This is a genomic window from Enterobacter sp. GD03975, assembly GCF_029838645.1.
Lineage (GTDB): Bacteria > Pseudomonadota > Gammaproteobacteria > Enterobacterales > Enterobacteriaceae > Enterobacter > Enterobacter quasihormaechei.
In genome coordinates, this window is record NZ_JAOBZC010000006.1 from 134,776 (window position 1) to 159,027 (window position 24,252).

Annotated in this window: 24 protein-coding genes and 2 tRNA genes; 18 read left to right on the forward strand and 8 right to left on the reverse strand. The window is 55.9% G+C overall.

Features of this window, described 5'->3' with window-relative positions; genetic code table 11:
• Positions 1-6: 6 nt before the first annotated feature.
• A tRNA-Leu gene (locus N5C09_RS12705) sits at positions 7-93 on the forward strand.
• A 183-nt stretch (positions 94-276) separates the two neighbouring features.
• Here N5C09_RS12705 and argG read toward each other — a convergent pair.
• Positions 277-1,623 carry an argininosuccinate synthase gene (gene argG, locus N5C09_RS12710; protein WP_279749160.1) on the reverse strand — a complete coding sequence of 449 codons (1,347 nt, stop codon included), beginning with the start codon at positions 1,621-1,623 and terminating at the stop codon, positions 277-279.
• Between the two features lie 287 nt (positions 1,624-1,910).
• On the opposite strand from argG, the gene N5C09_RS12715 reads away from it, so the two are divergent.
• The 12 genes from N5C09_RS12715 (at position 1,911) to mtr (ending at position 15,615) form a co-directional block, all read left to right on the forward strand.
• Positions 1,911-1,987 (forward strand) — tRNA-Met (locus N5C09_RS12715).
• 207 nt (positions 1,988-2,194) lie between these two features.
• Positions 2,195-2,647: a ribosome maturation factor RimP gene (gene rimP / locus N5C09_RS12720; RefSeq protein WP_014833432.1), complete on the forward strand. Its 453-nt coding sequence runs from the start codon at positions 2,195-2,197 to the stop codon at positions 2,645-2,647.
• A 28-nt stretch (positions 2,648-2,675) separates the two neighbouring features.
• Entirely contained in the window at positions 2,676-4,178 is a 1,503-nt protein-coding gene (gene nusA / locus N5C09_RS12725) for a transcription termination factor NusA (RefSeq protein WP_014885374.1), read from the forward strand.
• A 24-nt stretch (positions 4,179-4,202) separates the two neighbouring features.
• Complete coding sequence (gene infB, locus N5C09_RS12730; RefSeq protein WP_063451047.1) at positions 4,203-6,890, forward strand: translation initiation factor IF-2; 2,688 nt, start codon at positions 4,203-4,205, stop codon at positions 6,888-6,890.
• Positions 6,891-6,996: 106 nt separating this feature from the next.
• Positions 6,997-7,401: a 30S ribosome-binding factor RbfA gene (rbfA, locus tag N5C09_RS12735; RefSeq protein WP_003861793.1), complete on the forward strand. Its 405-nt coding sequence runs from the start codon at positions 6,997-6,999 to the stop codon at positions 7,399-7,401.
• Complete coding sequence (gene truB / locus N5C09_RS12740; RefSeq protein WP_107533969.1) at positions 7,401-8,351, forward strand: tRNA pseudouridine(55) synthase TruB; 951 nt, start codon at positions 7,401-7,403, stop codon at positions 8,349-8,351. The genes rbfA and truB overlap by 1 nt, the downstream gene beginning before the upstream one ends.
• Before the next feature lie 154 nt (positions 8,352-8,505).
• Positions 8,506-8,775 carry a 30S ribosomal protein S15 gene (gene rpsO, locus N5C09_RS12745; RefSeq protein ID WP_003861789.1) on the forward strand — a complete coding sequence of 90 codons (270 nt, stop codon included), beginning with the start codon at positions 8,506-8,508 and terminating at the stop codon, positions 8,773-8,775.
• 242 nt (positions 8,776-9,017) lie between these two features.
• Positions 9,018-11,156: a polyribonucleotide nucleotidyltransferase gene (gene pnp, locus N5C09_RS12750; protein ID WP_063451050.1), complete on the forward strand. Its 2,139-nt coding sequence runs from the start codon at positions 9,018-9,020 to the stop codon at positions 11,154-11,156.
• Between the two features lie 110 nt (positions 11,157-11,266).
• Positions 11,267-12,151: a lipoprotein NlpI gene (gene nlpI / locus N5C09_RS12755; RefSeq protein ID WP_063451051.1), complete on the forward strand. Its 885-nt coding sequence runs from the start codon at positions 11,267-11,269 to the stop codon at positions 12,149-12,151.
• A gap of 108 nt (positions 12,152-12,259) precedes the next feature.
• Complete coding sequence (gene yrbN, locus N5C09_RS12760; RefSeq protein ID WP_097397692.1) at positions 12,260-12,340, forward strand: protein YrbN; 81 nt, start codon at positions 12,260-12,262, stop codon at positions 12,338-12,340.
• Positions 12,333-14,228: a DEAD/DEAH family ATP-dependent RNA helicase gene (locus N5C09_RS12765; protein ID WP_063451052.1), complete on the forward strand. Its 1,896-nt coding sequence runs from the start codon at positions 12,333-12,335 to the stop codon at positions 14,226-14,228. Before yrbN ends, N5C09_RS12765 begins: the two co-directional genes overlap by 8 nt.
• 142 nt (positions 14,229-14,370) lie before the next feature.
• Complete coding sequence (gene mtr / locus N5C09_RS12770) at positions 14,371-15,615, forward strand: tryptophan permease (RefSeq protein ID WP_279749161.1); 1,245 nt, start codon at positions 14,371-14,373, stop codon at positions 15,613-15,615.
• An 84-nt stretch (positions 15,616-15,699) separates the two neighbouring features.
• Here mtr and N5C09_RS12775 read toward each other — a convergent pair whose 3' ends face one another.
• The 3 genes from N5C09_RS12775 to N5C09_RS12785 form a co-directional block, all read right to left on the reverse strand.
• Positions 15,700-16,707 (reverse strand): LLM class flavin-dependent oxidoreductase, encoded by a 1,008-nt coding sequence (locus tag N5C09_RS12775; protein ID WP_063867584.1) that lies wholly within the window; start codon positions 16,705-16,707, stop codon positions 15,700-15,702.
• Between the two features lie 78 nt (positions 16,708-16,785).
• Positions 16,786-17,664: a U32 family peptidase gene (locus N5C09_RS12780; protein ID WP_279749162.1), complete on the reverse strand. Its 879-nt coding sequence runs from the start codon at positions 17,662-17,664 to the stop codon at positions 16,786-16,788.
• Between the two features lie 7 nt (positions 17,665-17,671).
• Complete coding sequence (locus N5C09_RS12785) at positions 17,672-18,667, reverse strand: peptidase U32 family protein (RefSeq protein WP_063451056.1); 996 nt, start codon at positions 18,665-18,667, stop codon at positions 17,672-17,674.
• Between the two features lie 221 nt (positions 18,668-18,888).
• Between N5C09_RS12785 and N5C09_RS12790 the strand changes: the two genes are divergently transcribed.
• Together N5C09_RS12790 and N5C09_RS12795 are read left to right on the forward strand one after the other, a co-directional pair.
• Entirely contained in the window at positions 18,889-19,413 is a 525-nt protein-coding gene (locus N5C09_RS12790; protein WP_279749163.1) for an SCP2 domain-containing protein, read from the forward strand.
• Positions 19,407-19,910: an N-acetyltransferase gene (locus N5C09_RS12795; protein WP_063867587.1), complete on the forward strand. Its 504-nt coding sequence runs from the start codon at positions 19,407-19,409 to the stop codon at positions 19,908-19,910. The genes N5C09_RS12790 and N5C09_RS12795 overlap by 7 nt, the downstream gene beginning before the upstream one ends.
• On the opposite strand, the gene N5C09_RS12800 is transcribed toward N5C09_RS12795, so the two are convergent.
• A complete protein-coding gene (locus N5C09_RS12800; RefSeq protein ID WP_063451059.1) occupies positions 19,897-20,226 on the reverse strand; it encodes a GIY-YIG nuclease family protein in 330 nt (109 codons plus the stop codon). The two genes, N5C09_RS12795 and N5C09_RS12800, sit on opposite strands and share 14 nt — an antisense overlap.
• Positions 20,227-20,240: 14 nt before the next feature.
• Between N5C09_RS12800 and N5C09_RS12805 the strand changes: the two genes are divergently transcribed.
• On the forward strand, positions 20,241-20,675 hold the full coding sequence (locus N5C09_RS12805) for a YhbP family protein (RefSeq protein ID WP_064909989.1): 435 nt from the start codon (positions 20,241-20,243) through the stop codon (positions 20,673-20,675).
• On the opposite strand, the gene N5C09_RS12810 is transcribed toward N5C09_RS12805, so the two are convergent.
• A complete protein-coding gene (locus tag N5C09_RS12810) occupies positions 20,655-21,173 on the reverse strand; it encodes a type 1 glutamine amidotransferase domain-containing protein (protein WP_028014537.1) in 519 nt (172 codons plus the stop codon). The two genes, N5C09_RS12805 and N5C09_RS12810, sit on opposite strands and share 21 nt — an antisense overlap.
• A 128-nt stretch (positions 21,174-21,301) precedes the next feature.
• Here N5C09_RS12810 and N5C09_RS12815 point away from each other — a divergent pair, with 128 nt between their 5' ends.
• Together N5C09_RS12815 and N5C09_RS12820 are read left to right on the forward strand one after the other, a co-directional pair.
• The gene (locus N5C09_RS12815) at positions 21,302-21,946 is read left to right on the forward strand and encodes an NAD(P)H-binding protein (protein WP_139158020.1); all 645 of its coding nucleotides are present in this window, start codon (positions 21,302-21,304) and stop codon (positions 21,944-21,946) included.
• Positions 21,947-21,986: 40 nt separating this feature from the next.
• On the forward strand, positions 21,987-23,024 hold the full coding sequence (locus N5C09_RS12820) for a permease (RefSeq protein ID WP_063451062.1): 1,038 nt from the start codon (positions 21,987-21,989) through the stop codon (positions 23,022-23,024).
• Positions 23,025-23,074: 50 nt separating this feature from the next.
• Here the strand turns inward: N5C09_RS12820 and dolP are convergent, their stop codons facing one another.
• Positions 23,075-23,650 carry a division/outer membrane stress-associated lipid-binding lipoprotein gene (gene dolP, locus N5C09_RS12825; RefSeq protein WP_006812102.1) on the reverse strand — a complete coding sequence of 192 codons (576 nt, stop codon included), beginning with the start codon at positions 23,648-23,650 and terminating at the stop codon, positions 23,075-23,077.
• 9 nt (positions 23,651-23,659) lie between these two features.
• Positions 23,660-24,250 (reverse strand): DnaA initiator-associating protein DiaA, encoded by a 591-nt coding sequence (diaA, locus tag N5C09_RS12830; protein ID WP_003861754.1) that lies wholly within the window; start codon positions 24,248-24,250, stop codon positions 23,660-23,662.
• Positions 24,251-24,252: the final 2 nt, after the last annotated feature.

Consider the following 24,252-nt stretch of genomic DNA (forward strand, 5'->3'; position numbering starts at 1 on the left):
TTCCGTACCGAGGTGGTGGAATTGGTAGACACGCTACCTTGAGGTGGTAGTGCCCTAACGGGCTTGTGGGTTCGAGTCCCATCCTCGGTACCAATATTCCAGAAGAAAGACGTCGAAAGACGTCTTTTTTTTCGTCTGTAGATTATGTGTTGTTTTCGTAGGGCGGGTAAGCGCAGCGCCACCCGCCATTTTGCCCGGTGGCGCTGCGCTTACCGGGCCTACGAAAGACCACAAAAAAGGCGCCCATTGGGCGCCTTTTGCATGTTACATCAGCGATTACTTTTTATCGCTATTCTCCAGGTTCTCAACCTGCGGCAGGCCGTTACCTGAATTCGCAGAGAGCAGGCCATTCTCAACGTAGTTGAACAGCTTCTCACGGGTATCGGTAATGTCCAGATTACGCATGGTCAGCTGGCCAATACGATCGTCCGGCGAGAAGACTGAATCACCTTTCTCCATGGTCAGACGCTCTGCTTTATAGGTCAGGTTATCAGACAAGGTATTCAGGATGGAGTAATCATTGCCGCGACGCAGTTCCAGCGTCACTTCGCCGGTGATAGCACTCGCCACCCAACGTTGCAGGGCGTCACGCAGCATCAGGGCCTGCGGATCGAACCAGCGACCCTGATACAGCAGTTTGCCCAGCTGGCGACCATGTGAGTGATACTGCTCAATGGTGTCTTCGTTGTGAATGCCGGTCAGCAGACGCTCATAAGCGATGTGCAGCAGCGCCATCCCCGGAGCTTCGTAAATGCCACGGCTTTTCGCTTCGATGATACGGTTTTCGATCTGATCGCTCATGCCCAGACCGTGACGGCCGCCGATGCGGTTGGCTTCCAGCATCAGTTCAACATCGTCGGAGAAAGTTTTGCCGTTCAGGGCAACCGGATGACCACGTTCGAAACGCACGGTCACTTCTTCTGCCGGGATCTTCACGCTTTCGTCCCAGAACTTCACGCCCATAATCGGGTTAACAATTTTTACGCTGGAGTTAAGGAATTCCAGATCTTTCGCTTCGTGCGTCGCGCCCAGCATGTTGGAGTCGGTTGAGTAGGCTTTCTCAACGGACATCTTGTAGTCGAAGCCGCAGGCAATCATAAACTCGGACATTTCATGACGGCCACCCAGCTCGTCGATGAAGTCGGTATCCAGCCACGGCTTGTAAATCTGCAATTCAGCGTTGGTCAGCAGGCCGTAACGATAGAAACGTTCAATATCGTTGCCTTTATAGGTGCTACCATCACCCCAGATGTTCACGCCATCTTCTTTCATGGCGGCGACCAGCATGGTGCCGGTGACGGCTCGGCCCAGCGGAGTGGTGTTGAAATAGGTCAGGCCGCCGGTGGTGTTATGGAATGCACCGCACTGGATAGCGGCAATGCCTTCGGCAACCAACTGCTTACGGCAGTCAATCAGACGTGCGTTCTCTGCGCCATATTCCATGGCACGACGAGGGATCGCGTCATAATCTTCCTCGTCCGGCTGACCCAGGTTCGCTGTATATGCATAAGGAACCGCTCCCTTCTGGCGCATCCACAGCAGTGCAGCGCTGGTATCCAGGCCGCCAGAAAAAGCGATGCCAATACGTTGTCCTACCGGGAGATGCTTGAGAATCGTCGTCATAGAATAAAACCCTGCTTGATTGACTGATGAGAGATCGCTTTCGTTCTCTTGTGCATTTTTATGCAAAATAAGTGAGTATTCATTTAATCATCTTTTGGCGAAGACCGGAAGAGATGCGTGCGTTTTTTGTAAAAATTTTGGTCTAAACGATCTGGCGGAAGCCGGGTTGACAGGTGGGGTCAACTATCAATATACTGAACGCCGATTTTACGTCCCGTCTTCGGTACCAAATCCCAGCATTATTTGCAAATTCTGTCCAAAACGCGTAGAATTTGCCACGTTTCAGGCGCGGGGTGGAGCAGCCTGGTAGCTCGTCGGGCTCATAACCCGAAGGTCGTCGGTTCAAATCCGGCCCCCGCAACCACTTTCCTATAAAGTTCTTTTTCAAATATACTGTGAAGACTTAGAGCCTTCGTAGCTGGATTTGAAAAAATTCTTTCGGAGAGTGCTCCAGGCCACAGTTGTGGCTATAGGGTTCAGTTATCTAAAGCCCCGATTTATCGGGGTTTTTTGTTATCTGACTACAGAATAACTGGGCTTTACGCCCTTTTTTTATGTCTTGGGGGTGGGCTTGTCCACATTAGAGCAAAAATTAACAGAGATGATTACTGCACCGGTCGAAGCACTGGGCTACGAACTGGTCGGCATCGAATTCGTTCGCGGCCGCACATCGACGCTGCGCATCTATATTGATAGTGAAGATGGCATCAATGTTGATGATTGTGCTGATGTTAGCCACCAGGTGAGTGCGGTTCTTGACGTTGAAGACCCGATTACCGTTGCGTACAACCTGGAAGTTTCCTCACCTGGCCTCGATCGCCCGATGTTCACGGCCGAGCACTATGTGCGCTTTACCGGTGAAGAAGTGGCTCTGGTTCTGCGTATGGCCGTACAGAACCGCCGTAAATGGCAGGGAATTATCAAAGCCGTTGATGGTGAAATGATCACGGTGACAGTCGAAGGCAAAGATGAAGTGTTCGCGCTGAGTAATATCCAGAAGGCGAACCTGGTTCCCCACTTTTAACAGTCTGGATTGAGGTGAAAAGCCCGCGATGAACAAAGAAATTTTGGCTGTTGTTGAAGCCGTCTCCAACGAGAAATCACTGCCGCGTGAGAAGATTTTCGAAGCGCTGGAAAGTGCACTGGCTACAGCAACCAAGAAAAAATACGAACAAGAGATCGATGTTCGCGTAGAAATCGATCGTAAAAGCGGTGACTTCGATACATTCCGTCGTTGGGTAATCGTTGAAGAAGTGACCCAGCCGACCAAAGAGATCACCCTGGAAGCGGCACGTTTTGAAGACGAAAGTCTGAACGTGGGTGACTACGTTGAAGATCAGATCGAATCTGTTACCTTCGACCGTATCACCACCCAGACCGCGAAGCAGGTTATCGTGCAGAAAGTGCGCGAAGCCGAGCGCGCGCTGGTTGTCGATCAGTTCCGCGATCAGGAAGGCGAAATCATCACCGGCGTGGTGAAGAAAGTGAACCGCGACAACATCTCTCTGGAGATCAAATCCGAAGGGATGCCGGGTAACGCTGAAGCCGTGATCCTGCGTGAAGACATGCTGCCGCGTGAAAACTTCCGCCCAGGCGACCGTATCCGTGGTGTGCTGTATGCCGTACGCCCTGAAGCGCGTGGTGCACAGCTGTTCGTGACCCGTTCTAAACCAGAAATGCTGGTTGAACTGTTCCGTATCGAAGTGCCGGAAATCGGCGAAGAAGTTATCGAAATCAAAGCGGCGGCCCGCGATCCGGGTTCCCGTGCGAAAATTGCGGTGAAAACCAACGACAAGCGTATCGACCCGGTCGGTGCTTGCGTCGGTATGCGCGGCGCACGCGTTCAGGCGGTTTCTACCGAACTGGGCGGCGAGCGCATTGATATCGTTCTGTGGGACGACAACCCGGCGCAGTTCGTGATCAACGCAATGGCTCCGGCTGATGTGGCGTCTATCGTTGTTGACGAAGACAAACACACCATGGATATCGCTGTAGAAGCGGGCAACCTGGCGCAGGCGATTGGCCGTAACGGTCAGAACGTACGTCTGGCGTCACAGCTGAGCGGCTGGGAACTCAACGTCATGACCGTTGATGACCTTCAGGCCAAGCATCAGGCTGAAGCCCACGCGGCGATCGATACCTTCACCAAATACCTGGACATTGACGAAGACTTCGCCACTGTGCTGGTTGAAGAAGGTTTCTCAACGCTGGAAGAACTGGCCTACGTGCCAATGAAAGAGCTGCTGGAAATTGACGGTCTGGATGAACCAACCGTTGAAGCCCTGCGTGAACGCGCTAAAAACGCACTGACCACCCTGGCGCTGGCTCAGGAAGAAAGCCTTGGCGATAAGAAGCCGGCTGATGACCTGCTGAATCTGGAAGGTCTTGATCGTGCGATTGCGTTCAAGCTGGCTGCCCGTGGTGTTTGTACGCTGGAAGATCTCGCTGAGCAAGGCGTTGATGACCTGGCTGATATCGAAGGTTTAACCGACGAGAAAGCCGGCGAACTCATCATGGCCGCACGTAATATTTGCTGGTTCGGCGACGAAGCGTAATAAACTGTAGCAGGAAGGAACAGCATGACTGATGTAACTGTAAAATCGCTGGCTGCTGAGATTCAGACCTCCGTGGACCGCCTGGTACAGCAATTTGCTGATGCAGGGATCCCGAAGTCCGCTGATGACTCGGTGACCGCGCAAGAAAAACAAACCTTGTTATCGCACCTGAACCGTGAACACGGCTCAACGCCTGACAAGTTAACGCTACAGCGTAAAACGCGTAGCACGTTGAACATCCCTGGTACCGGTGGCAAAAGCAAGTCGGTACAAATCGAAGTCCGCAAGACGCGCACCTTTGTAAAACGTGATCCGCAAGAGGCAGAACGCCTTGCCGCGGAAGAGCAGGCACAGCGTGAAGCGGAAGAACAAGCTCAGCGTGAGGCAGAAGCCACTGCCAAACGTGAAGCAGAATTAAAAGCTGAACGTGAGGCCGCAGAAAAAGCGAAACGCGACGCCGGTGAAAAAGCGAAGCGTGACGCTGCGGAAAAAGACAAAGTGAGCAATCAACAGACCGACGAAATGACCAAAACTGCCCAGGCTGAAAAAGCCCGCCGTGAAAATGAAGCTGCCGAGCTGAAGCGTAAAGCGGAAGAAGAAGCCCGCCGCAAGCTTGAAGAAGAAGCTCGCCGCGTCGCCGAAGAAGCGCGTCGCATGGCAGAAGAAAACGAGAAGAACGGCGTGAATACCGCTGAACCAACTGAAGACACCAGCGATTATCACGTCACTACCTCTCAGCATGCGCGTCAGGCAGAAGACGACAACGACCGTGAGGTTGAAGGTGGTCGTAGCCGTACCCGCAGTGCAAAAGCGGCGCGTCCTGCGAAAAAAGGTAACAAACACGCTGAATCTAAAGCTGACCGTGAAGAAGCGCGTGCAGCGGTTCGCGGTGGAAAAGGCGGCAAGCGTAAAGGTTCCGCTCTCCAGCAGGGCTTCCAGAAGCCTGCTCAGGCCGTTAACCGTGACGTTGTGATCGGTGAAACCATCACCGTTGGCGAACTGGCTAACAAGATGGCGGTGAAAGGCTCTCAGGTCATCAAAGCGATGATGAAACTGGGCGCAATGGCCACCATCAACCAGGTCATCGACCAGGAAACCGCACAGCTGGTTGCCGAAGAGATGGGCCACAAAGTTATCCTGCGTCGTGAAAACGAGCTGGAAGAAGCAGTAATGAGCGACCGTGACACTGGCGCAGCGGCTGAACCGCGCGCACCGGTTGTGACCATCATGGGTCACGTTGACCACGGTAAAACCTCTCTGCTTGACTACATTCGTTCTACTAAGGTTGCCTCCGGCGAAGCGGGTGGTATTACCCAGCACATCGGTGCTTACCACGTAGAAACCGAAAACGGCATGATCACCTTCCTGGATACCCCAGGCCACGCAGCGTTTACCTCAATGCGTGCGCGTGGTGCTCAGGCAACGGATATCGTTGTCCTGGTTGTTGCTGCCGACGATGGCGTGATGCCACAGACCATTGAAGCTATCCAGCACGCGAAAGCGGCGCAGGTGCCTCTGGTTGTTGCAGTCAACAAAATCGATAAGCCAGAAGCCGATATGGATCGCGTGAAGAACGAACTGTCCCAGTACGGCGTTATGCCGGAAGAGTGGGGCGGTGAAGCGCAGTTCATCCCTGTATCTGCAAAAGCGGGTACCGGTATCGACGACCTGCTGAACGCCATCCTGCTTCAGGCTGAAGTTCTGGAGCTGAAAGCGGTTCGTAAAGGTATGGCGAGCGGCGCGGTAATCGAATCCTTCCTGGATAAAGGTCGTGGTCCGGTTGCAACCGTTCTGGTTCGCGAAGGTACTCTGCACAAGGGCGACATCGTTCTGTGTGGCTTCGAATACGGTCGCGTTCGTGCGATGCGTAACGAGCTGGGTCAGGAAGTGCTGGAAGCGGGTCCGTCCATTCCAGTGGAAATCCTCGGCTTGTCCGGCGTTCCTGCTGCCGGTGACGAAGTGACCGTCGTACGTGACGAGAAGAAAGCGCGTGAAGTGGCTCTGTATCGTCAGGGTAAATTCCGTGAAGTGAAGCTGGCTCGTCAGCAGAAATCTAAACTCGAGAACATGTTCGCCAACATGACCGAAGGCGAAGTTCACGAAGTGAACATCGTTCTGAAAGCAGACGTTCAGGGTTCTGTGGAAGCGATCTCCGACTCCTTGCTGAAACTGTCTACCGACGAAGTGAAAGTGAAGATCATCGGTTCTGGCGTAGGTGGTATCACCGAAACCGACGCAACCCTGGCAGCCGCGTCCAACGCTATCCTGGTTGGCTTCAACGTTCGTGCAGATGCTTCTGCGCGTAAAGTAATTGATGCTGAAAGCCTGGATCTGCGTTACTACTCCGTCATCTATAACCTGATTGACGAAGTGAAAGCAGCGATGAGCGGCATGCTGTCTCCTGAGCTGAAACAGCAGATCATCGGTCTGGCTGAAGTACGTGACGTGTTCAAATCACCGAAATTCGGTGCGATCGCGGGCTGTATGGTTACCGAAGGGACCATCAAGCGTCACAACCCAATCCGCGTACTGCGTGATAACGTGGTTATCTACGAAGGCGAGCTGGAATCCCTGCGCCGCTTCAAAGATGACGTTAACGAAGTCCGTAACGGCATGGAATGTGGTATCGGCGTGAAGAACTACAACGACGTTCGCGTTGGCGATATGATCGAAGTGTTCGAGATCATCGAAATTCAGCGTACCATCGCGTAATCTTCTTCAACTGAAGATTAACTAGCGTAGGCCGGGTAAGCGAAGCGCCACCCGGCAATAATTTTAAAAAGGGGCTTAAGCCCCTTTTTTGTCTGGAGAATTTATTATGGCGAAAGAATTTGGTCGCCCTCAGCGCGTCGCGCAGGAGATGCAGAAAGAGATCGCTCTCATTCTGCAACGTGAAATCAAAGATCCACGCGTGGGAATGATGACCACCGTGTCTGGCGTGGAAATGTCCCGCGACCTGGCGTATGCCAAAGTGTTCGTGACGTTCCTGAATGATCAGGATGAAGACGCCGTGAAGAACGGCATTAAAGCGTTGCAGGAAGCCTCTGGTTTCATCCGCTCTCTGCTTGGCAAAGCGATGCGCCTGCGTATCGTGCCGGAGCTGACCTTCTTCTACGACAACTCGCTGGTCGAAGGTATGCGTATGTCCAACCTGGTGACCAGCGTGGTGAAGCATGACGACGAGCGTCGTGTTAACCCGGCGGACGACAGCAAGGAGGACTGATGAGTCGTCCTCGTCGTCGCGGTCGTGACGTGCATGGCGTGCTGTTGCTGGATAAACCGCAGGGCGCATCCAGCAACGACGTGCTGCAAAAAGTGAAGCGTATTTATAACGCCAACCGCGCGGGGCACACCGGCGCGCTGGATCCGCTGGCTACCGGTATGCTGCCAATCTGCCTGGGGGAAGCGACAAAGTTTTCCCAGTACCTGCTGGATTCCGATAAGCGCTACCGCGTGATTGCCAGACTGGGCCAGCGCACGGATACCTCCGATGCAGACGGTCAGGTGGTGGAAGAGCGCCCGGTAACCTTCAGCGCAGAGCAGCTGGAAGCCGCGCTGGAGAGCTTCCGTGGTGACACGATGCAGGTGCCGTCGATGTATTCGGCGCTGAAATATCAGGGCAAGAAGCTCTACGAATATGCGCGCCAGGGCATTGACGTTCCGCGCGAGGCCCGCCCGATTACCGTGTATGAGCTGCTGTTCATTCGCCACGAAGGTGACGAGCTGGAGCTGGAGGTCCACTGTTCGAAAGGGACCTACATTCGCACCATCATTGACGACCTCGGTGAAAAGCTGGGCTGCGGCGCGCACGTGATTTATCTGCGTCGTCTGGCGGTCAGCAAATATCCGGTCGAACGCATGGTGACGCTTGAGCATCTGCGCGCGCTGGTTGAACAGGCGGAAGCACAGGGAATTGCGCCGGCAGATCTGCTGGATCCGCTGCTGATGCCAATGGACAGCCCGGCAGTGGACTTCCCGGTTGTTAATCTTCCTTTAACATCGTCCGTTTACTTTAAGAACGGAAACCCGGTCCGCACAACGGGGGCGCCGCTTGAGGGCCTGGTTCGCGTGACGGAAGGGGATGAAGGCAAGTTTATCGGAATGGGCGAAATGGACGGTGAAGGGCGCGTGGCGCCGCGTCGTCTGGTCGTCGACTATCCGGTCGAAGCATGACGGTGATAACGCCTCACCTTGCGATAAGCAGGGGAGACGAGTAGAATATCGCCGCTTAACGCCTGGTAAATTGTTTAACAATTTGCGGGGCGTACATGGGATAGCTGAATTAGAGATCGGCATCCTTACATTCTTTATACTTTGGAGTTTGAAAATGTCTCTAAGCGTTGAAGCTAAAGCTAAAATCGTTTCTGAGTTTGGTCGTGGTACTAACGACAGCGGTTCTACCGAAGTTCAGGTTGCACTGCTGACTGCACAGATTAACCACCTGCAAGGTCACTTTGCAGAGCACAAAAAAGATCACCACAGCCGTCGTGGTCTGCTGCGCATGGTTTCTCAGCGTCGTAAACTGCTCGACTACCTGAAGCGTAAAGATGTTGCACGCTACACCGCGCTGATCGAGCGTCTGGGTCTGCGTCGCTAATTCTTGCGAGTTTCAGAAAAGGGGGCCTGATGGCCCCTTTTTTCAACCAGACGGCAGCAATTCAATGGAAACTATTGTATTGTTGCTATAAATGATCTTCATTGCAGAGGTTCGCGCGGCTAATGAGAGGCTTCACCCAGGGGGGTGTCGGTTGTCATTAGTCGCGAGGATGCGAAGAAGGTCGGGTTAAATCGTCAGCACACCAGAGGTGTGCTGACAATCATTTGAGAAAGGACAGAATTTTGCTGAATCCGATCGTACGTAAATTCCAGTATGGCCAACATACCGTCACGCTGGAAACCGGCATGATGGCGCGTCAGGCGACTGCTGCCGTTATGGTAAGCATGGATGACACCGCGGTATTCGTGACCGTTGTTGGCCAGAAAAAAGCTAAACCAGGTCAGGACTTCTTCCCGCTGACCGTTAACTACCAGGAGCGTACCTACGCTGCCGGTAAAATCCCGGGTGGCTTCTTCCGTCGTGAAGGCCGTCCAAGCGAAGGCGAAACCCTGATTGCGCGTCTGATTGACCGCCCGGTTCGTCCGCTGTTCCCGGAAGGCTTCGTTAACGAAGTGCAGGTTATCGCCACCGTTGTTTCCGTTAACCCACAGGTTAACCCGGACATCGTTGCGATGATCGGTGCCTCTGCGGCCCTGTCACTGTCTGGTATTCCATTCAATGGCCCAATCGGTGCCGCACGCGTCGGTTACATCAACGACCAGTATGTGCTGAACCCAACTCAGGAAGAGCTGAAAGAGAGTAAGCTGGACCTGGTTGTCGCCGGTACTGAAGCGGCTGTGCTGATGGTTGAATCCGAAGCTGAACTGCTGAGCGAAGACCAGATGCTGGGCGCTGTGGTGTTCGGTCACGAGCAGCAGCAGGTTGTTATCCAGAACATCAACGACCTGGTGAAAGAAGCCGGTAAACCACGTTGGGACTGGCAGCCAGAAGCGGCCAACGACGCGCTGAACGCACGCGTTGCGGCACTGGCAGAATCTCGTCTGAGCGATGCATACCGCATCACCGACAAACAGGAGCGTTACGCTCAGGTTGACGCGATCAAATCTGAAGTAACCGCGACCCTGGTTGCCGAAGACGAAACGCTGGACGCTAACGAAATTGGTGAAATCCTGCACGCTATCGAGAAAAACGTTGTTCGTAGCCGCGTACTGGCAGGTGAGCCGCGTATCGATGGCCGTGAAAAAGACATGATTCGTGGTCTGGACGTGCGCACTGGCGTACTGCCGCGTACTCACGGTTCTGCGCTGTTCACCCGTGGTGAAACGCAGGCGCTGGTTACCGCGACCCTGGGTACCGCACGTGACGCACAGATCATCGATGAACTGATGGGCGAGCGCACTGACAGCTTCCTGTTCCACTACAACTTCCCTCCGTACTCTGTGGGCGAGACCGGTATGGTTGGCTCACCGAAGCGTCGTGAAATTGGTCACGGTCGTCTGGCGAAGCGCGGCGTGCTGGCAGTGATGCCAGAAGCAGACAAATTCCCGTACACCGTGCGCGTAGTGTCTGAAATCACCGAATCCAACGGTTCTTCTTCCATGGCTTCCGTGTGTGGTGCTTCTCTGGCGCTGATGGATGCAGGCGTGCCAATCAAAGCCGCTGTTGCGGGTATCGCAATGGGTCTGGTGAAAGAAGGCGACAACTTCGTTGTTCTGTCTGACATTCTGGGTGACGAAGACCACCTGGGCGATATGGACTTCAAAGTGGCGGGTTCCCGTGACGGTATCTCTGCCTTGCAGATGGATATCAAAATTGAAGGTATCACCAAAGAGATCATGCAGGTTGCTCTGAACCAGGCTAAAGGTGCGCGTCTGCACATCCTGGGCGTGATGGAACAGGCGATTAACGCGCCGCGTGGCGACATTTCTCAGTTCGCGCCACGTATTCACACCATCAAGATCAATCCAGACAAGATCAAAGACGTTATCGGTAAGGGCGGTTCTGTTATCCGCGCGCTGACCGAAGAGACCGGCACCACCATCGAAATCGAAGATGACGGTACTGTGAAGATCGCAGCAACCGACGGCGAGAAAGCGAAATTCGCTATCCGTCGCATCGAAGAGATCACCGCAGAAATCGAAGTGGGCCGTATCTATGCAGGTAAAGTGACCCGTATCGTTGACTTTGGTGCATTCGTTGCCATCGGCGGCGGTAAAGAAGGTCTGGTTCACATCTCTCAGATCGCTGACAAGCGCGTTGAGAAAGTGACCGATTACCTGCAAATGGGTCAGGAAGTACCGGTGAAAGTTCTGGAAGTTGACCGCCAGGGCCGTATCCGTCTGAGCATTAAAGAAGCAACCGAGCAGTCTCAGCCTGCTGCGGCGCCGGAAGCTCCGGCTGCTGAACAGCAAGGCGAGTAAGGTTGCCCTTTGCCCTCCGCGCTGGCGGAGGGCTTATTATCAGGCAGGACGCCTTGTTAAGCCGCCGGGGGACAGGACGTTCATCCAATAGTTGTCTTCGGGAGTGGGAAATGAAGCCTTTTTTGCGCTGGTGTTTCGTTGCGACAGCTTTAACGCTGGCAGGATGCAGCAACTCTGCCTGGCGTAAGAGCGAAGTCCTCGCAGTGCCATTGCAACCGACTTTGCAGCAGGAAGTGATTCTGGCACGCATGGAACAAATACTTGCCAGTCGGGCTTTAACCGATGACGAACGCGCACAGCTTTTATATGAGCGCGGAGTGTTGTATGATAGTCTCGGTCTGAGGGCACTGGCGCGAAATGATTTTTCACAAGCGCTGGCGATTCGACCTGATATGCCTGAAGTATTCAACTACTTAGGCATTTATTTAACGCAGGCAGGCAATTTTGATGCTGCCTATGAAGCGTTTGATTCTGTACTTGAGCTTGATCCAACTTACAACTACGCGCACTTGAATCGCGGTATCGCATTGTATTACGGCGGTCGTGATAAGTTAGCGCAAGATGATCTGCTGGCGTTTTATCAAGACGATCCTAATGATCCTTTCCGCAGCCTGTGGCTTTACATCGTTGAGCAGAAGCTTGATGAGAAGCAGGCCAAAGAAGCACTACAACAGCGCTTCGAGAAATCGGATAAGGAACAGTGGGGATGGAACATTGTCGAGTTCTACCTGGGCAACATTAGCGAAGCAACGCTGATGGAACGCCTCAAGGCGGACGCAACGGATAACACCTCGCTCGCTGAGCATCTCAGTGAAACCAACTTCTATTTAGGTAAGTACTACCTAAGTCTGGGGGATATGGACAGCGCTACGGCACTGTTCAAATTAGCGGTTGCTAACAACGTACATAACTTCGTTGAGCACCGTTATGCATTGTTGGAATTATCGCTCTTGGGCCAGGAGCAAGACGACCTGGCAGAATCGGACCAGCAATAGCTGACGACATAAACATCAGCCCGTAATCTTTTTGATTGCCATCACCTTCACTGGTGAGGGCGTTGTTGTTCGTCAATACACCTAATTTGAGCCGGTTCACACTTTTCAATGAAAATTGCTAATCATTTTCACGATGAGCTAAGTAGACTGGCCGCCATTAATATCGAGGCACTTGTACTACATGGCTGAATTCGAAACCACTTTTGCAGATCTGGGCCTGAAGGCTCCTATCCTTGAAGCCCTTAACGATCTGGGTTACGAAAAACCATCTCCGATCCAGGCTGAGTGTATCCCACACCTGCTTTCTGGTCGTGACGTGCTGGGCATGGCCCAGACTGGTAGCGGTAAAACCGCAGCATTCTCGCTGCCGCTGCTGAACAACATTGATCCGGACCTGCGTGCACCGCAGATCCTCGTCCTGGCTCCAACCCGTGAACTGGCTGTTCAGGTTGCTGAAGCAATGACGGAATTCTCTAAACATATGCGCGGCGTAAACGTGGTAGCCCTGTACGGCGGCCAGCGTTATGACGTGCAGTTACGCGCCCTGCGCCAGGGTCCACAGATCGTTGTCGGTACGCCGGGCCGTCTGCTGGATCACCTGAAGCGCGGTACGCTGGACCTCTCTAAGCTGAGCGGTCTGGTACTGGATGAAGCCGATGAAATGCTGCGTATGGGCTTCATCGAAGACGTAGAAACCATCATGGCGCAGATCCCGGAAGGTCATCAGACCGCTCTGTTCTCTGCAACCATGCCAGAAGCGATCCGTCGCATTACCCGCCGCTTCATGAAAGAGCCGCAGGAAGTGCGCATTCAGTCCAGCGTGACCACTCGCCCGGACATCAGCCAGAGCTACTGGTCTGTATACGGCATGCGCAAAAACGAAGCGCTGGTGCGTTTCCTGGAAGCGGAAGATTTTGATGCGGCGATTATCTTCGTACGTACCAAAAACGCGACCCTGGAAGTGGCTGAAGCGCTGGAGCGTAGCGGCTACAACAGCGCAGCGCTGAACGGCGACATGAACCAGGCCCTGCGCGAGCAGACGCTTGAGCGTCTGAAAGACGGTCGTCTGGATATCCTGATTGCAACCGACGTGGCAGCACGTGGTCTGGACGTTGAGCGTATCAGCCTGGTTGTAAACTACGACATCCCGATGGACTCCGAGTCTTACGTTCACCGTATCGGCCGTACCGGTCGTGCAGGTCGTGCGGGCCGCGCGCTGCTGTTCGTTGAGAACCGCGAGCGTCGTCTGCTGCGTAACATCGAACGCACCATGAAGCTGACCATTCCAGAAGCTGAGCTGCCAAACGCAGAACTGCTGGGCAAACGCCGCCTGGAAAAATTCGCCGCCAAAGTACAGCAGCAGCTGGAAAGCAGCGATCTGGATCAGTACCGTGCGCTGCTGTCGCAGATCCAGCCTGTCGCTGAAGGCGAAGAGCTGGATATGGAAACCCTGGCCGCAGCACTGCTGAAAATGGCGCAGGGCGAACGTAGCCTGATCGTGCCGCCAGATGCACCGATGCGTCCTAAGCGTGAGTTCCGTGACCGTGACGATCGTTTCGAACGTCGTGGCGACCGTAACGACCGTGGTCCACGCGGCGACCGTCCAGAGCGTGGTGGTGAAGACCGTCCACGTCGCGAGCGTCGTGACGCAGGCGACATGGAACTGTATCGCATTGAAGTGGGCCGTGATGATGGTGTTGAAGTTCGTCACATCGTTGGCGCAATCGCGAACGAAGGCGACATCAGCAGCCGTTACATTGGTAACATCAAGCTGTTCGGTACCCACTCCACCATCGAGCTGCCAAAAGGCATGCCGGGCGAAGTACTGCAACACTTTACTCGCACCCGCATCCTGAACAAGCCGATGAACATGCAGCTGCTGGGCGATGCACAGCCACGTCCTGACCGCGGCGGCGAACGTCGCGGCGGTGGTCGCGGTTTCGGTGGCGAGCGTCGTGAAGGCGGTCGCAGCGAAGGTCGCGGTGGTGAAGGCCGTCGTTTCTCCGGCGAGCGCCGTGAGAACCGTGGTCCACGCCGTGAAGAAGGCGCCAGCCGTCGTCGTTTCGGTGACGCGTAAGCCTTTCGCTTCTGACGTAAAGTAAAATATACAGCCCCGATAGTTGCTATCGGGGCTTTTTTTATTCCTTTTGTACTCTTGTACTGGTACAGTGCAACACACTAACATGCAGAACCACATTTTTCACTGGAGAAAAGGCCGTATGGCAACACTAACCACCACCCAAACGTCACCTTCGCTGCTTGGCGGCGTGGTGATCATCGGCGGAACCATCATTGGTGCCGGGATGTTTTCCCTGCCTGTGGTCATGTCCGGTGCGTGGTTTTTCTGGTCGCTGGCGGCGCTGGTCTTCACCTGGTTCTGTATGCTCCATTCCGGGCTGATGATCCTTGAGGCCAACCTCAACTACCGCATCGGCTCCAGCTTCGACACTATCACCCGGGATCTGCTGGGCAAAGGCTGGAACCTGGTGAACGGCCTGTCCATCGCGTTTGTGCTCTACATTCTGACCTATGCGTACATTTCGGCGAGCGGGTCGATTTTGCATCACACCTTTTCGGAGATGTCGCTGAACGTTCCGGCGCGTCTGGCGGGGCTGTGCTTTGCGCTGGGCGTGGCGTTTATCGTCTGGATGAGCACCAAAGCGGTGAGCCGCATGACGGCGATCGTGCTGGGCGCTAAGGTTATCACCTTCTTCCTGACCTTCGGCAGCCTGCTGGGGCACGTCACGCCCGCCACGCTGTTTAACGTCGCGGAAGTGAACACCTCCTACACGCCGTATCTGCTGATGACCCTGCCGTTCTGTCTGGCGTCGTTCGGCTACCACGGCAACGTGCCGAGCCTGATGAAGTACTACGGCAAAGATGCGCGCACAATCGTGAAATGCCTGATTTACGGCACGCTGCTGGCGCTGGGGCTGTACGTGATTTGGCTGCTGGGGACGATGGGCAACATCCCGCGTCCGGAATTTATCGGCATTGCGCAGAAGGGCGGTAACATCGACGTGCTGGTACAGGCGCTGAGCGGCGTACTGAACAGCCGCAGCCTGGATCTGCTGCTGGTGGTCTTCTCTAACTTTGCGGTGGCGAGTTCTTTCCTCGGCGTGACGCTGGGCCTGTTTGACTACCTGGCGGATCTGTTTGGCTTTGATGATTCTGCGATGGGGCGCTTCAAAACCGCGCTGCTGACCTTCCTGCCACCGATTGTCGGCGGCCTGCTGTGGCCGAACGGTTTCTTGTATGCCATCGGCTATGCCGGACTGGCGGCAACCATCTGGGCGGCGATTGTGCCGGCGCTGCTGGCACGTAAATCACGTAAACGCTTCGGCAGCCCGAAATTCCGCGTCTGGGGCGGTAAACCGATGATTGCGCTGATCCTGGTCTTTGGGGTGGGTAACGCGGTGGTGCACGTGCTGTCGAGCTTTAACCTGTTGCCTGTGTACCAGTAAACACAAAGCCCGGTGGCGCTACGCTTACCGGGCCTACAGGGATGGCGTAGGCCGGATAAGGCGAAGCCGCCATCCGGCAAAGAACTACCCCACCAATTCTTCTTTCACCTGCATCGCCAGGTCAAACGAATGCAAACGCGCCTGGTGATCGAAAATCTGGCCGTTGACCATAATCTCATCCGCCTGCGTTTCCCGAAGCACTGCTTCCAGTCCGTGACGCACTTTTGCCTTATCACCCACCAGCGACATGCTCAGCGCCTGCTGCACGCCATACTGCTCGGAGGCCGACCACAGCTGATGCATATTTTCCACCGGAGGCGGCAACTGGCCCGTCTCGCCGCGGCGCAGCTTCACAAACGCCTGCTGCATAGAGGTAAACAGGAATTCCGCGTCGCGATTGCTGTCGGCGGCAACGATATTGATACACACCATCGCGTACGGCTTCTCCAGACGTTCAGACGGTTTGAAATTCGTGCGGTAGAGATGCAGCGCCTGATGCAGCATATCCGGTGCGAAGTGGGAAGCGAAGGCGAACGGCAGACCCAGCTGGGCGGCGAGCTGCGCGCTGTACAGGCTTGAACCTAACAGCCACACGGGGATCTTTTCCCCGTAGCCCGGCACCGGACGCACGTGCGGGTTCGGATCCCGTGCGTCGAACCAGTCCACCAGCTCCGCCACGTCGCGCGGGAAGTTATCGATATCGCCGCTCATGTGGCGACGCAGGGCGCGCATGGTTGGCTGGTCGCTGCCCGGTGCGCGGCCAAGGCCTAAATCAATACGGCCCGGATAGAGGGTGTTCAGCGTCCCGAACTGCTCGGCTATCACCAGCGGGGCGTGGTTCGGCAGCATCACGCCACCGGAGCCAAGGTGCAGAGTGGTGGTATTCGCTGCCAGATAGCCAATCAGCACCGATGTAGCGGCGCTGGCGATGCCGACCATGTTGTGGTGCTCCGCCAGCCAGTAGCGGTGATAGCCCCGCTTTTCGGCCAGCTGAGCGAGATCGAGAGAGTGCGTGAAGGCTTCTCTTGCCGAGGAGCCTTGTGGGATCGGCGCCAGATCCAGCACCGAAAACGGAAGGGTTTTATCAGTCATAACAGCTCACTTTGTCGACGGTGAATCTTTAATACTGCATTAAAGTTTACTAACCGTTGTTAACAAAGTGAGCCTTTTTTACGCCTGAAGCTCCAGACCGGCGAGGCGTTTCCAGTAGCCATTACAGTCGCTGTTTGCCAAAAGCGGCAGCGGCGACGCGCCGTTTTCATTGGCGCGGAAGGCGTCCAGCATCGCGAACACGCCGGTATCGAGCGGCGAAAGGCGCACCACGTCTACCAGTCCGTCCATCGACGCCAGCTCGTTGCCGAGGTTATAGACGTAACCGCTCATGGTCTGAATGCCGTTCAGGACAAACACCTGCTGGTTCTCCTGCGACAGCATGCTGCGCCCGTTCGGGTACTTAATACAGCAGGTTTCGCATTCGTCTTTTGGACGATCTTCCGAGCGCGCGGTGAAGCAGCGGGCAGAGTAGGCCAGAGGCAGGTGGCCGTAGCTCAGCACTTCCACTTCAAACTTGTTGCGAATGCCCAGTTCTTCACACTGAGTGAGCAGGTTAGCCAGCCAGTCGCGGGAGAGCTCCACCGGCATACACCAGCGGGTCATTCCCTGTTTAAGCAGCAGGCGCAGGGTCACCGCGTTATAGCAGTTCAGCGCATGCCCGGCGACAAACGGCAGCTTACGTTCGGCGCACATGTTCACCACGCCCAGGTCGCTCGCCTCCAGCAGAAACTCGCCGTTCTCCACGTAGCGTTTCAGCTCGCCCAGTTCAGAGGACGCCTGTACCAACGCCAGCGTCGAGAGCACCACCTGCTTACCGCTGCCGGCGAGGCTTTTCGCCATCTCCAGCCAGTCGCCCACTTTGGTGGCGCGGCGTTTGCTGCACACCGCTTCACCGAGGTAAATCACATCGGCGCTGCTGTTAGCCGCCTGCTGGTAAAAATCTTCCAGCGTCTCTTTTGGCCAGTAGTAAAGCACCGGCCCTAATGAATATTTCATGGGTATCTCACTGCCATTTACGGTGATACGCGCCGAGCGTGGTTTGCGTGCCTTCGGACATTGCGCCGAGCGTCTCCATCCAGGCCGCCTGGGGTGCGTAGTTCTGCGGGTCTGCCATGCAGCGGTCGATGGCCTGACGCCACACCTTCGCCACCTGGCTCACGTAGGCCGGGCTACGCTGGCGGCCTTCGATTTTCACCGAGGCAATATTGGCGGCCAGTAGCTCCGGGAGCAGCTCCAGCGTGTTGAGGCTGGTGGGCTCCTCCAGCGCGTGGTAGCGTTCGCCGTCCACCAGATAGCGGCCTTTGCACAGCGTCGGGTAGCCCGCGTTTTCACCGTCCTGATAGCGGTCGATTAACACATCGTTCAGGCGCGACTCCAGACCCTGCGGCGTCTGCTGCCAGCGAACGAAGCGGGCAGGTGAGCAGGCGCCGACGGTATTGGGCGATTCCCCGGTGAGATAGGAAGAAAGATAGCAGCGGCCTTCCGCCATGATGCACAGGCTGCCGAAGGCAAAAACCTCCAGCGGTACTGGCGTGACGCGCGCCAGCTGCTTAACCTGATGAATAGAGAGCACGCGCGGCAGCACCACGCGGGCCACGTCAAAGTGTTGATGATAAAAACGCACGGCCTCTTCATTGGTGGCCGATGCCTGAACAGAGACGTGGCGCTCAATATGCGGATAGCGTTCTGCCGCATACTCAAGCATGGCGAGGTCGGCCAGGATCAGCGCGTCGGCGCCCAGCTGGGCTGCCATATCCACGGCGCGCTGCCAGCGGGCATAGCCATCAGGATGGGCAAAGGTATTGATGGCGATGTGCAGCTTACGGCGGTGCTGGTGAACGAAGTTGACGGCTTCCTGAAGCTTTTTCTCCGTAAAGTTAAGACCCGCAAAATGGCGGGCGTTGGTATCATCCTTCAGCCCGATATAGACCGCATCGGCCCCATTTTCGATGGCCGCCTTAAGCGCCGGAAGGTTTCCGGCAGGGCAGAGCAGCTCCATAATTTATCCCGATGTTGTCGATCGCAAGGATCGTAAAAAATGTTAACGAGCTGGGATTTTAATTAACCCATACGCGACAATTTTTGATTTAAGGCAGCTAATGGCGTATTGATGGCACCAATAATGAGGTATACCGGACAACGGTTTGTTGATTTACGCCGCTATCTTCTTGCCGGGATATGGCAAAATAGCAGGATTATAGCTATCAGGGAGTAAAGCTCGTGCTGGATAAACTGCGTTCACGTTTCGTACAATTTGGCCCATCAATGCTGAGCGTGCCGGTCAAGCTGGCGCCATTCGCGCTTAAGCGCCAGGTGCTGGAACAGGTGCTGAGCTGGCAGTTCCGCCAGGCGCTACAGGACGGCGAGCTGGAGTTTCTGGAAGGCCGCTGGCTAAAGATTGAAGTGCGCGATATCGGGTTGCGCTGGTTTACGTCCGTTGAGAACGATCGGCTGATCGTACGTGAGTCCGCCGAGGCGGATGTCAGCTTCAGCGCGGATGCCAGCGATCTGCTGATGATCGCCGCGCGCAAGCAGGATCCTGATACGCTGTTCTTCCAGCGTCGTCTGGTGATTGAAGGCGACACAGAGCTCGGTCTGTACGTGAAGAATTTAATGGATGCCATTGAGCTGGAGCAGATGCCGAAAGCGCTGCGTATGATGCTGATGCAAATGGCAGATTTCGTTGAGGCCGGGCTGAAAACCCCGCCCGACGGTAAACACACTTCAGTAGGTGAACCATGCTGATTCGAGTCGAAATTGGGATTGATGCACCGGGTATCGATACGTTGTTACGCCGCTCTTTTGCAGGCGACGCCGAAGCCCAGTTGGTACATGATCTCCGCGAAGATGGCCTGATTACGCTGGGTTTGGTTGCCACCGACGATGAGGGGCAGGTGGTCGGCTACGTGGCGTTCAGTCCGGTAATTGTGCAGGGCGAAGAGTTACAGTGGGTTGGCATGGCGCCGCTGGCGGTGGACGAAAACTACCGTGGTCAGGGTCTGGCGCGCCAGCTGGTCTATGAAGGGCTGGATTCACTGAATGAATTTGGCTATGCCGCCGTCGTCGTTCTGGGCGATCCGGCCTTCTACGAACGTTTAGGCTTTGAGCCTGCGGCTAAATACGATCTGCGCTGCCACTGGCCGGGCACGGAAACGTCGTTCCTGGTGCATCCTCTGGCGGACGATGCGCTGGACGGCGTGAACGGTCTGGTGGAATACCACGACCACTTCAATCGCTTTTAATCAGGCTCTCGCGCAGCGCCTCAAAAGAGCCGTCTCCGGTAACGAGGCGCTCTTTCTGGCGCTTCGTCAGCTGCTTAATGCGGTATTCCAGCCTGAGCGCGAGGGATCTCTCGCCGACAGGGGCTGAAAAAGCCAGCTGCAATTCCCCTTTCCCCCGCAGGGCTTTCGCCCCTTTTCCCGTTTGATGCTGCAAAAAACGCCGCGCCACGTCGGTAGTGATCCCGGTGTAGAGAGCGTTATCAGCGGTTCGGACAAGATAGAGAAACCAGCACACGGTAAACGGATTCAGTATGTTAAGGTGAACGCACCATAGCATGAGAGAGAGCGAAAATGGAAACACTGGACGTCATTAACCGCTGGCTGGCAAAGCAGCACGTCGTGACCTGGTGCGTCTGTAAAGACGAGGAGATGTGGTGCGCGAACGCATTCTATTACTACGATCCTGAGCGCGTGGCCTTTTACGTGATGAGCGAAGACAAAACGCGACATGCCCGGATGACGGGCCAACAGGCGAAAGTGGCGGGCACGGTCAACGGCCAGCCTAAAACCGTCGCGCTGATCCGCGGGGTGCAGTTCAAAGGCGAAATTCGTCGCCTGGAAGGGGAAGAAAGCGACGCGCAGCGTAAACGCTACACGCGCCGCTTCCCGGTTGCCGCTGCGCTAAAAGCCCCGGTGTGGGAAATCCGCGTTGATGAGCTGAAATTTACCGACAATACCCTGGGCTTTGGCAAGAAGCTTCACTGGCTACGCGCCGAGCAGGCGTAGCGCTTCGCGGTTAAACGCCGGAAGATCGTCCGGCGTACGGCTGGTGATCAGCTGGTCATTGTCGTTAACCACTTCCTGGTCGTAAAACTCGGCGCCGGCGTTTTTCAGATCGATAACGATCGGCTTCACCGCGGTGAGCTTACGCCCGCGCACCACCTCCGCGCTGATCAGCAGCTGCGGGCCGTGGCAGATGGCAAAGACCGGCTTGCCGGTGCCGACGAAGTCACGGGTAAAGGTGACGAAACGCTCGTCCCCGCGCAGGGAATCCGGTGAATGGCCGCCCGGTAACAGCAGGGCGTCGAAATCTGACGGGCTGACGTTATCGATGGACTCGTCGATGGTCACGCTGGCTTCGCCCTTGTGGCCCTTCACGGTTTTACCCGCTTCTTTCTCAATGGTGATGACCTCATGGCCTGCCTTGCGGAATGCCTCTGCTGGCGACGTAAATTCTGAATCTTCAAACTCGTCGGTAATCAAGACTGCGATTTTCTTACCCATGCTTCCTCCGTTGTTTTCGCTTCAGACTGTTTTTTTCCCGTTTGTGGTAAATACTTACCGGTAACAGACTTTTAAGTGTGGTAGAGCAGGCCCAGATCGCAAACGGACAATTCTGTAAAGGGGATAAGATGAGTCAGGTACTGATTACCGGCGCAACCGGGCTGGTGGGTGGACATCTGCTGCGGCTGCTGATCCAGGACCGGCATATCAACTATATTGCCGCCCCGACGCGCCGCCCGCTGTTGGATATCACCGGCGTCTATAACCCGCACGATCCGCAGCTCACCGACGCGCTGGCGCAGGTGCAGGATCCCATTGATATCGCTTTTTGCTGCCTTGGCACCACCCGACGTGAAGCGGGCACAAAGGAAGCGTTCGTCCATGCGGATTACACGCTGGTGGTGGATACCGCCCTGACGGCGAAAAAGCTGGGTGCAAAGCATTTCCTCGTGGTCAGCGCCCACGGGGCAAACGCCAGCTCGCCGTTTTTCTACAACAAGGTGAAGGGCAAAATGGAAGAGGCGCTGATTGCGCAGAAGTGGGAGCGCCTGACGATTGTCCGGCCTTCCATGCTGATGGGCCACCGCGACGAACGGCGTTTTAACGAGTCATTTTTCGCGCCGCTGTTTCGCATTCTGCCGGGCAACTGGAAGTCCATCGAAGCGCGGGACGTGGCGCAGGCGATGCTGAAAGAGGCGCTGGCTCCGTCGCAGGAGGGGGTTAATATTATCCCTTCGGCAAAACTGCGTGAAATCGCGCAGGGCGAGGCGTAAACTTCCCCGGCTTATTAAATAACACCTTCCGGGGAATGGTATGACTGGTCAGTCTTCATCTCAGGCGGCAACACCCGTTCAGTGGTGGAAGCCCGCGCTTTTCTTTCTCGTGGTCATCATTGGCCTCTGGTATGTGAAATGGCAGCCGTACTACGGCAAAGCCTTCACCGCCGCCGACACCCACAGCATCGGTAAATCGATTCTCGCGCAGGCCGATTCCAGCCCGCTACGCGCGGCGTGGGATTACGCAATGGTCTATTTTCTTGCCGTCTGGAAAGCGGCGGTATTGGGCGTGCTGCTGGGCTCGTTGATTCAGGTACTTATCCCGCGCAACTGGCTGGTTAAAACCTTAGGACAGCCGCGCTTGCAGGGCACGCTGCTGGGAACGATTTTCTCCCTGCCGGGCATGATGTGCTCCTGCTGCGCTGCACCCGTGACGGCGGGTATGCGCCGTCAGCGTGTGTCGATGGGCGGCGCGCTTGCGTTCTGGATGGGTAACCCTTTGCTGAACCCGGCGACGCTGGTGTTTATGGGCTTCGTTCTCGGCTGGCACTTCGCGTTTATCCGCCTGGCGGCTGGCCTGCTGACGGTGGTGCTTGTCGCTACGCTGGTGCAGCACCTGGTGAAAGACAACGAGGCCGGGCCTTCTTCCGTTGAGCTGGACGTCAGCGAGCCGCAGGGCAATTTTTTTGCTCGCTGGGGCAAAGCGCTGTGGCAGCTTTTCTGGAGCACCATCCCGGTCTATATCCTGGCCGTGCTGGTGCTGGGAGCGGCGCGCGTCTGGCTGTTCCCGCATGCGGATGGCGCTATCGACAACACGCTGATGTGGGTGATTGCGATGGCGGTGGCCGGATGCCTGTTCGTGATCCCCACCGCGGCGGAAATCCCGATTATTCAGACCATGATGATGGCCGGCATGGGAACCGCCCCGGCGCTGGCGCTGCTCATCACGCTGCCCGCGGTAAGCCTGCCGTCGCTTATCATGCTGCGTAAGTCATTCCCGGCGAAAGCGCTGTGGCTGACGGCGGGGCTGGTGGCGTTAAGCGGCGTGATTGTGGGGAGTATGGCGCTTGTGTGAAAGAAAGCCCGGTGGCGCTAGCGCTTACCGGGCCTACTGCCAGGCGGGAATTACTTGATGTAGGTAAAGGCGGTGGTGACGTGCTTCACGCCGCTCACCCGGCTGGCGATATCCGCTGCCGCTTTCCCTTCACGTTCCGTCACCAGACCCAGCAGGAACACTTCGCCGTTCTCCGTGGTCACCTTCACGTTTGAGGATTTCACCTGGTCTGTACCCAACAGCTGGGAACGCACCTTGGTGGTGATCCAGGTATCAGATGACGCGGTGCCGAGACCAATCGGCTGGCCCTGGCGGATCTCGTTAAACACTTCCGCCGTGCCTTCTACGCCCATCGCGATCTGTTTGGCGCGGGAGGCGAGTTCAGGGTTTGGCGCCTGTCCTGCCAGCAGCACTTTGCCCTGATAGGCCGTCACGTTGATGCGTGCTTCCTTCTTGATCTGTTCGTCTTTCGACAGCGCACTGTTCACGCGCAGCTCAAGCGTACCGTCATCCACCTGCGTCCCAACGGTACGCGGATCGGTCGCTGCTTTGGTGCCGACCGCTGCGGTACCGACGACAGCGGCAGCGATGCATCCCTGAAGCAGTAATGCAGACATTACGACTGCAAGGGCCGATAAAACCTTCATGAGAACTCCTTAATCATCCTGGTGAGGGAAAAGCGTGTTATCGATCAGATCGCATAAGCAGTTCACCGTGAGCATGTGCATCTCCTGGATGCGGGCGCTACGGTGCGAAGGAATGCGGATCTCCACATCCTGCGGCCCCAGCAGGCCAGCCAGCTCACCGCCGTCGTAGCCGGTCAGGGCGACAATCGTCATGTCCCGGGTGACTGCCGCTTCAACCGCCTTAACGATATCCCGGCTGTTACCGCGCGTGGAGATTGCCAGCAGCACGTCTCCGGCATGGCCTAGGGCGCGCACCTGCTTGGCGTAAATTTCGTCATGCAGACGATCGTTGGCAATCGCAGTTAAGACCACGTTATCGGTGTTTAGTGCAATGGCAGGTAAGCTTGGGCGCTCGGTTTCGAAGCGATTGATCATGCTGGCAGCAAAATGCTGTGCGTTGGCGGCGGACGTGCCATTGCCACAACAGAGGATTTTGTTGCCGTTGAGCAGCGACTGAACCAGCGTCATCGCTGCACGAGAGATCGCGTCCGGAAGGGCTTCCGCCGCGGCAATCTGCGTTTGAATGCTTTCTGTGAAGCACACTTTAATTCGTTCGAGCACGG

Excerpts from the sequence above, each read along its gene's own strand:
- argG (WP_279749160.1), bottom strand. The coding sequence starts at position 1,623 with ATGACGACGATTCTCAAGCATCTCCCGGTAGGACAACGTATTGGCATC.
- nusA (WP_014885374.1), top strand. The coding sequence starts at position 2,676 with ATGAACAAAGAAATTTTGGCTGTTGTTGAAGCCGTCTCCAACGAGAAA.
- infB (WP_063451047.1), top strand. The coding sequence starts at position 4,203 with ATGACTGATGTAACTGTAAAATCGCTGGCTGCTGAGATTCAGACCTCC.
- rbfA (WP_003861793.1), top strand. The coding sequence starts at position 6,997 with ATGGCGAAAGAATTTGGTCGCCCTCAGCGCGTCGCGCAGGAGATGCAG.
- truB (WP_107533969.1), top strand. The coding sequence starts at position 7,401 with ATGAGTCGTCCTCGTCGTCGCGGTCGTGACGTGCATGGCGTGCTGTTG.
- rpsO (WP_003861789.1), top strand. The coding sequence starts at position 8,506 with ATGTCTCTAAGCGTTGAAGCTAAAGCTAAAATCGTTTCTGAGTTTGGT.
- nlpI (WP_063451051.1), top strand. The coding sequence starts at position 11,267 with ATGAAGCCTTTTTTGCGCTGGTGTTTCGTTGCGACAGCTTTAACGCTG.
- yrbN (WP_097397692.1), top strand. The coding sequence starts at position 12,260 with ATGAAAATTGCTAATCATTTTCACGATGAGCTAAGTAGACTGGCCGCC.
- N5C09_RS12765 (WP_063451052.1), top strand. The coding sequence starts at position 12,333 with ATGGCTGAATTCGAAACCACTTTTGCAGATCTGGGCCTGAAGGCTCCT.
- mtr (WP_279749161.1), top strand. The coding sequence starts at position 14,371 with ATGGCAACACTAACCACCACCCAAACGTCACCTTCGCTGCTTGGCGGC.
- N5C09_RS12775 (WP_063867584.1), bottom strand. The coding sequence starts at position 16,707 with ATGACTGATAAAACCCTTCCGTTTTCGGTGCTGGATCTGGCGCCGATC.
- N5C09_RS12780 (WP_279749162.1), bottom strand. The coding sequence starts at position 17,664 with ATGAAATATTCATTAGGGCCGGTGCTTTACTACTGGCCAAAAGAGACG.
- N5C09_RS12785 (WP_063451056.1), bottom strand. The coding sequence starts at position 18,667 with ATGGAGCTGCTCTGCCCTGCCGGAAACCTTCCGGCGCTTAAGGCGGCC.
- N5C09_RS12795 (WP_063867587.1), top strand. The coding sequence starts at position 19,407 with ATGCTGATTCGAGTCGAAATTGGGATTGATGCACCGGGTATCGATACG.
- N5C09_RS12800 (WP_063451059.1), bottom strand. The coding sequence starts at position 20,226 with ATGCTATGGTGCGTTCACCTTAACATACTGAATCCGTTTACCGTGTGC.
- N5C09_RS12805 (WP_064909989.1), top strand. The coding sequence starts at position 20,241 with ATGGAAACACTGGACGTCATTAACCGCTGGCTGGCAAAGCAGCACGTC.
- N5C09_RS12810 (WP_028014537.1), bottom strand. The coding sequence starts at position 21,173 with ATGGGTAAGAAAATCGCAGTCTTGATTACCGACGAGTTTGAAGATTCA.
- N5C09_RS12815 (WP_139158020.1), top strand. The coding sequence starts at position 21,302 with ATGAGTCAGGTACTGATTACCGGCGCAACCGGGCTGGTGGGTGGACAT.
- N5C09_RS12820 (WP_063451062.1), top strand. The coding sequence starts at position 21,987 with ATGACTGGTCAGTCTTCATCTCAGGCGGCAACACCCGTTCAGTGGTGG.
- dolP (WP_006812102.1), bottom strand. The coding sequence starts at position 23,650 with ATGAAGGTTTTATCGGCCCTTGCAGTCGTAATGTCTGCATTACTGCTT.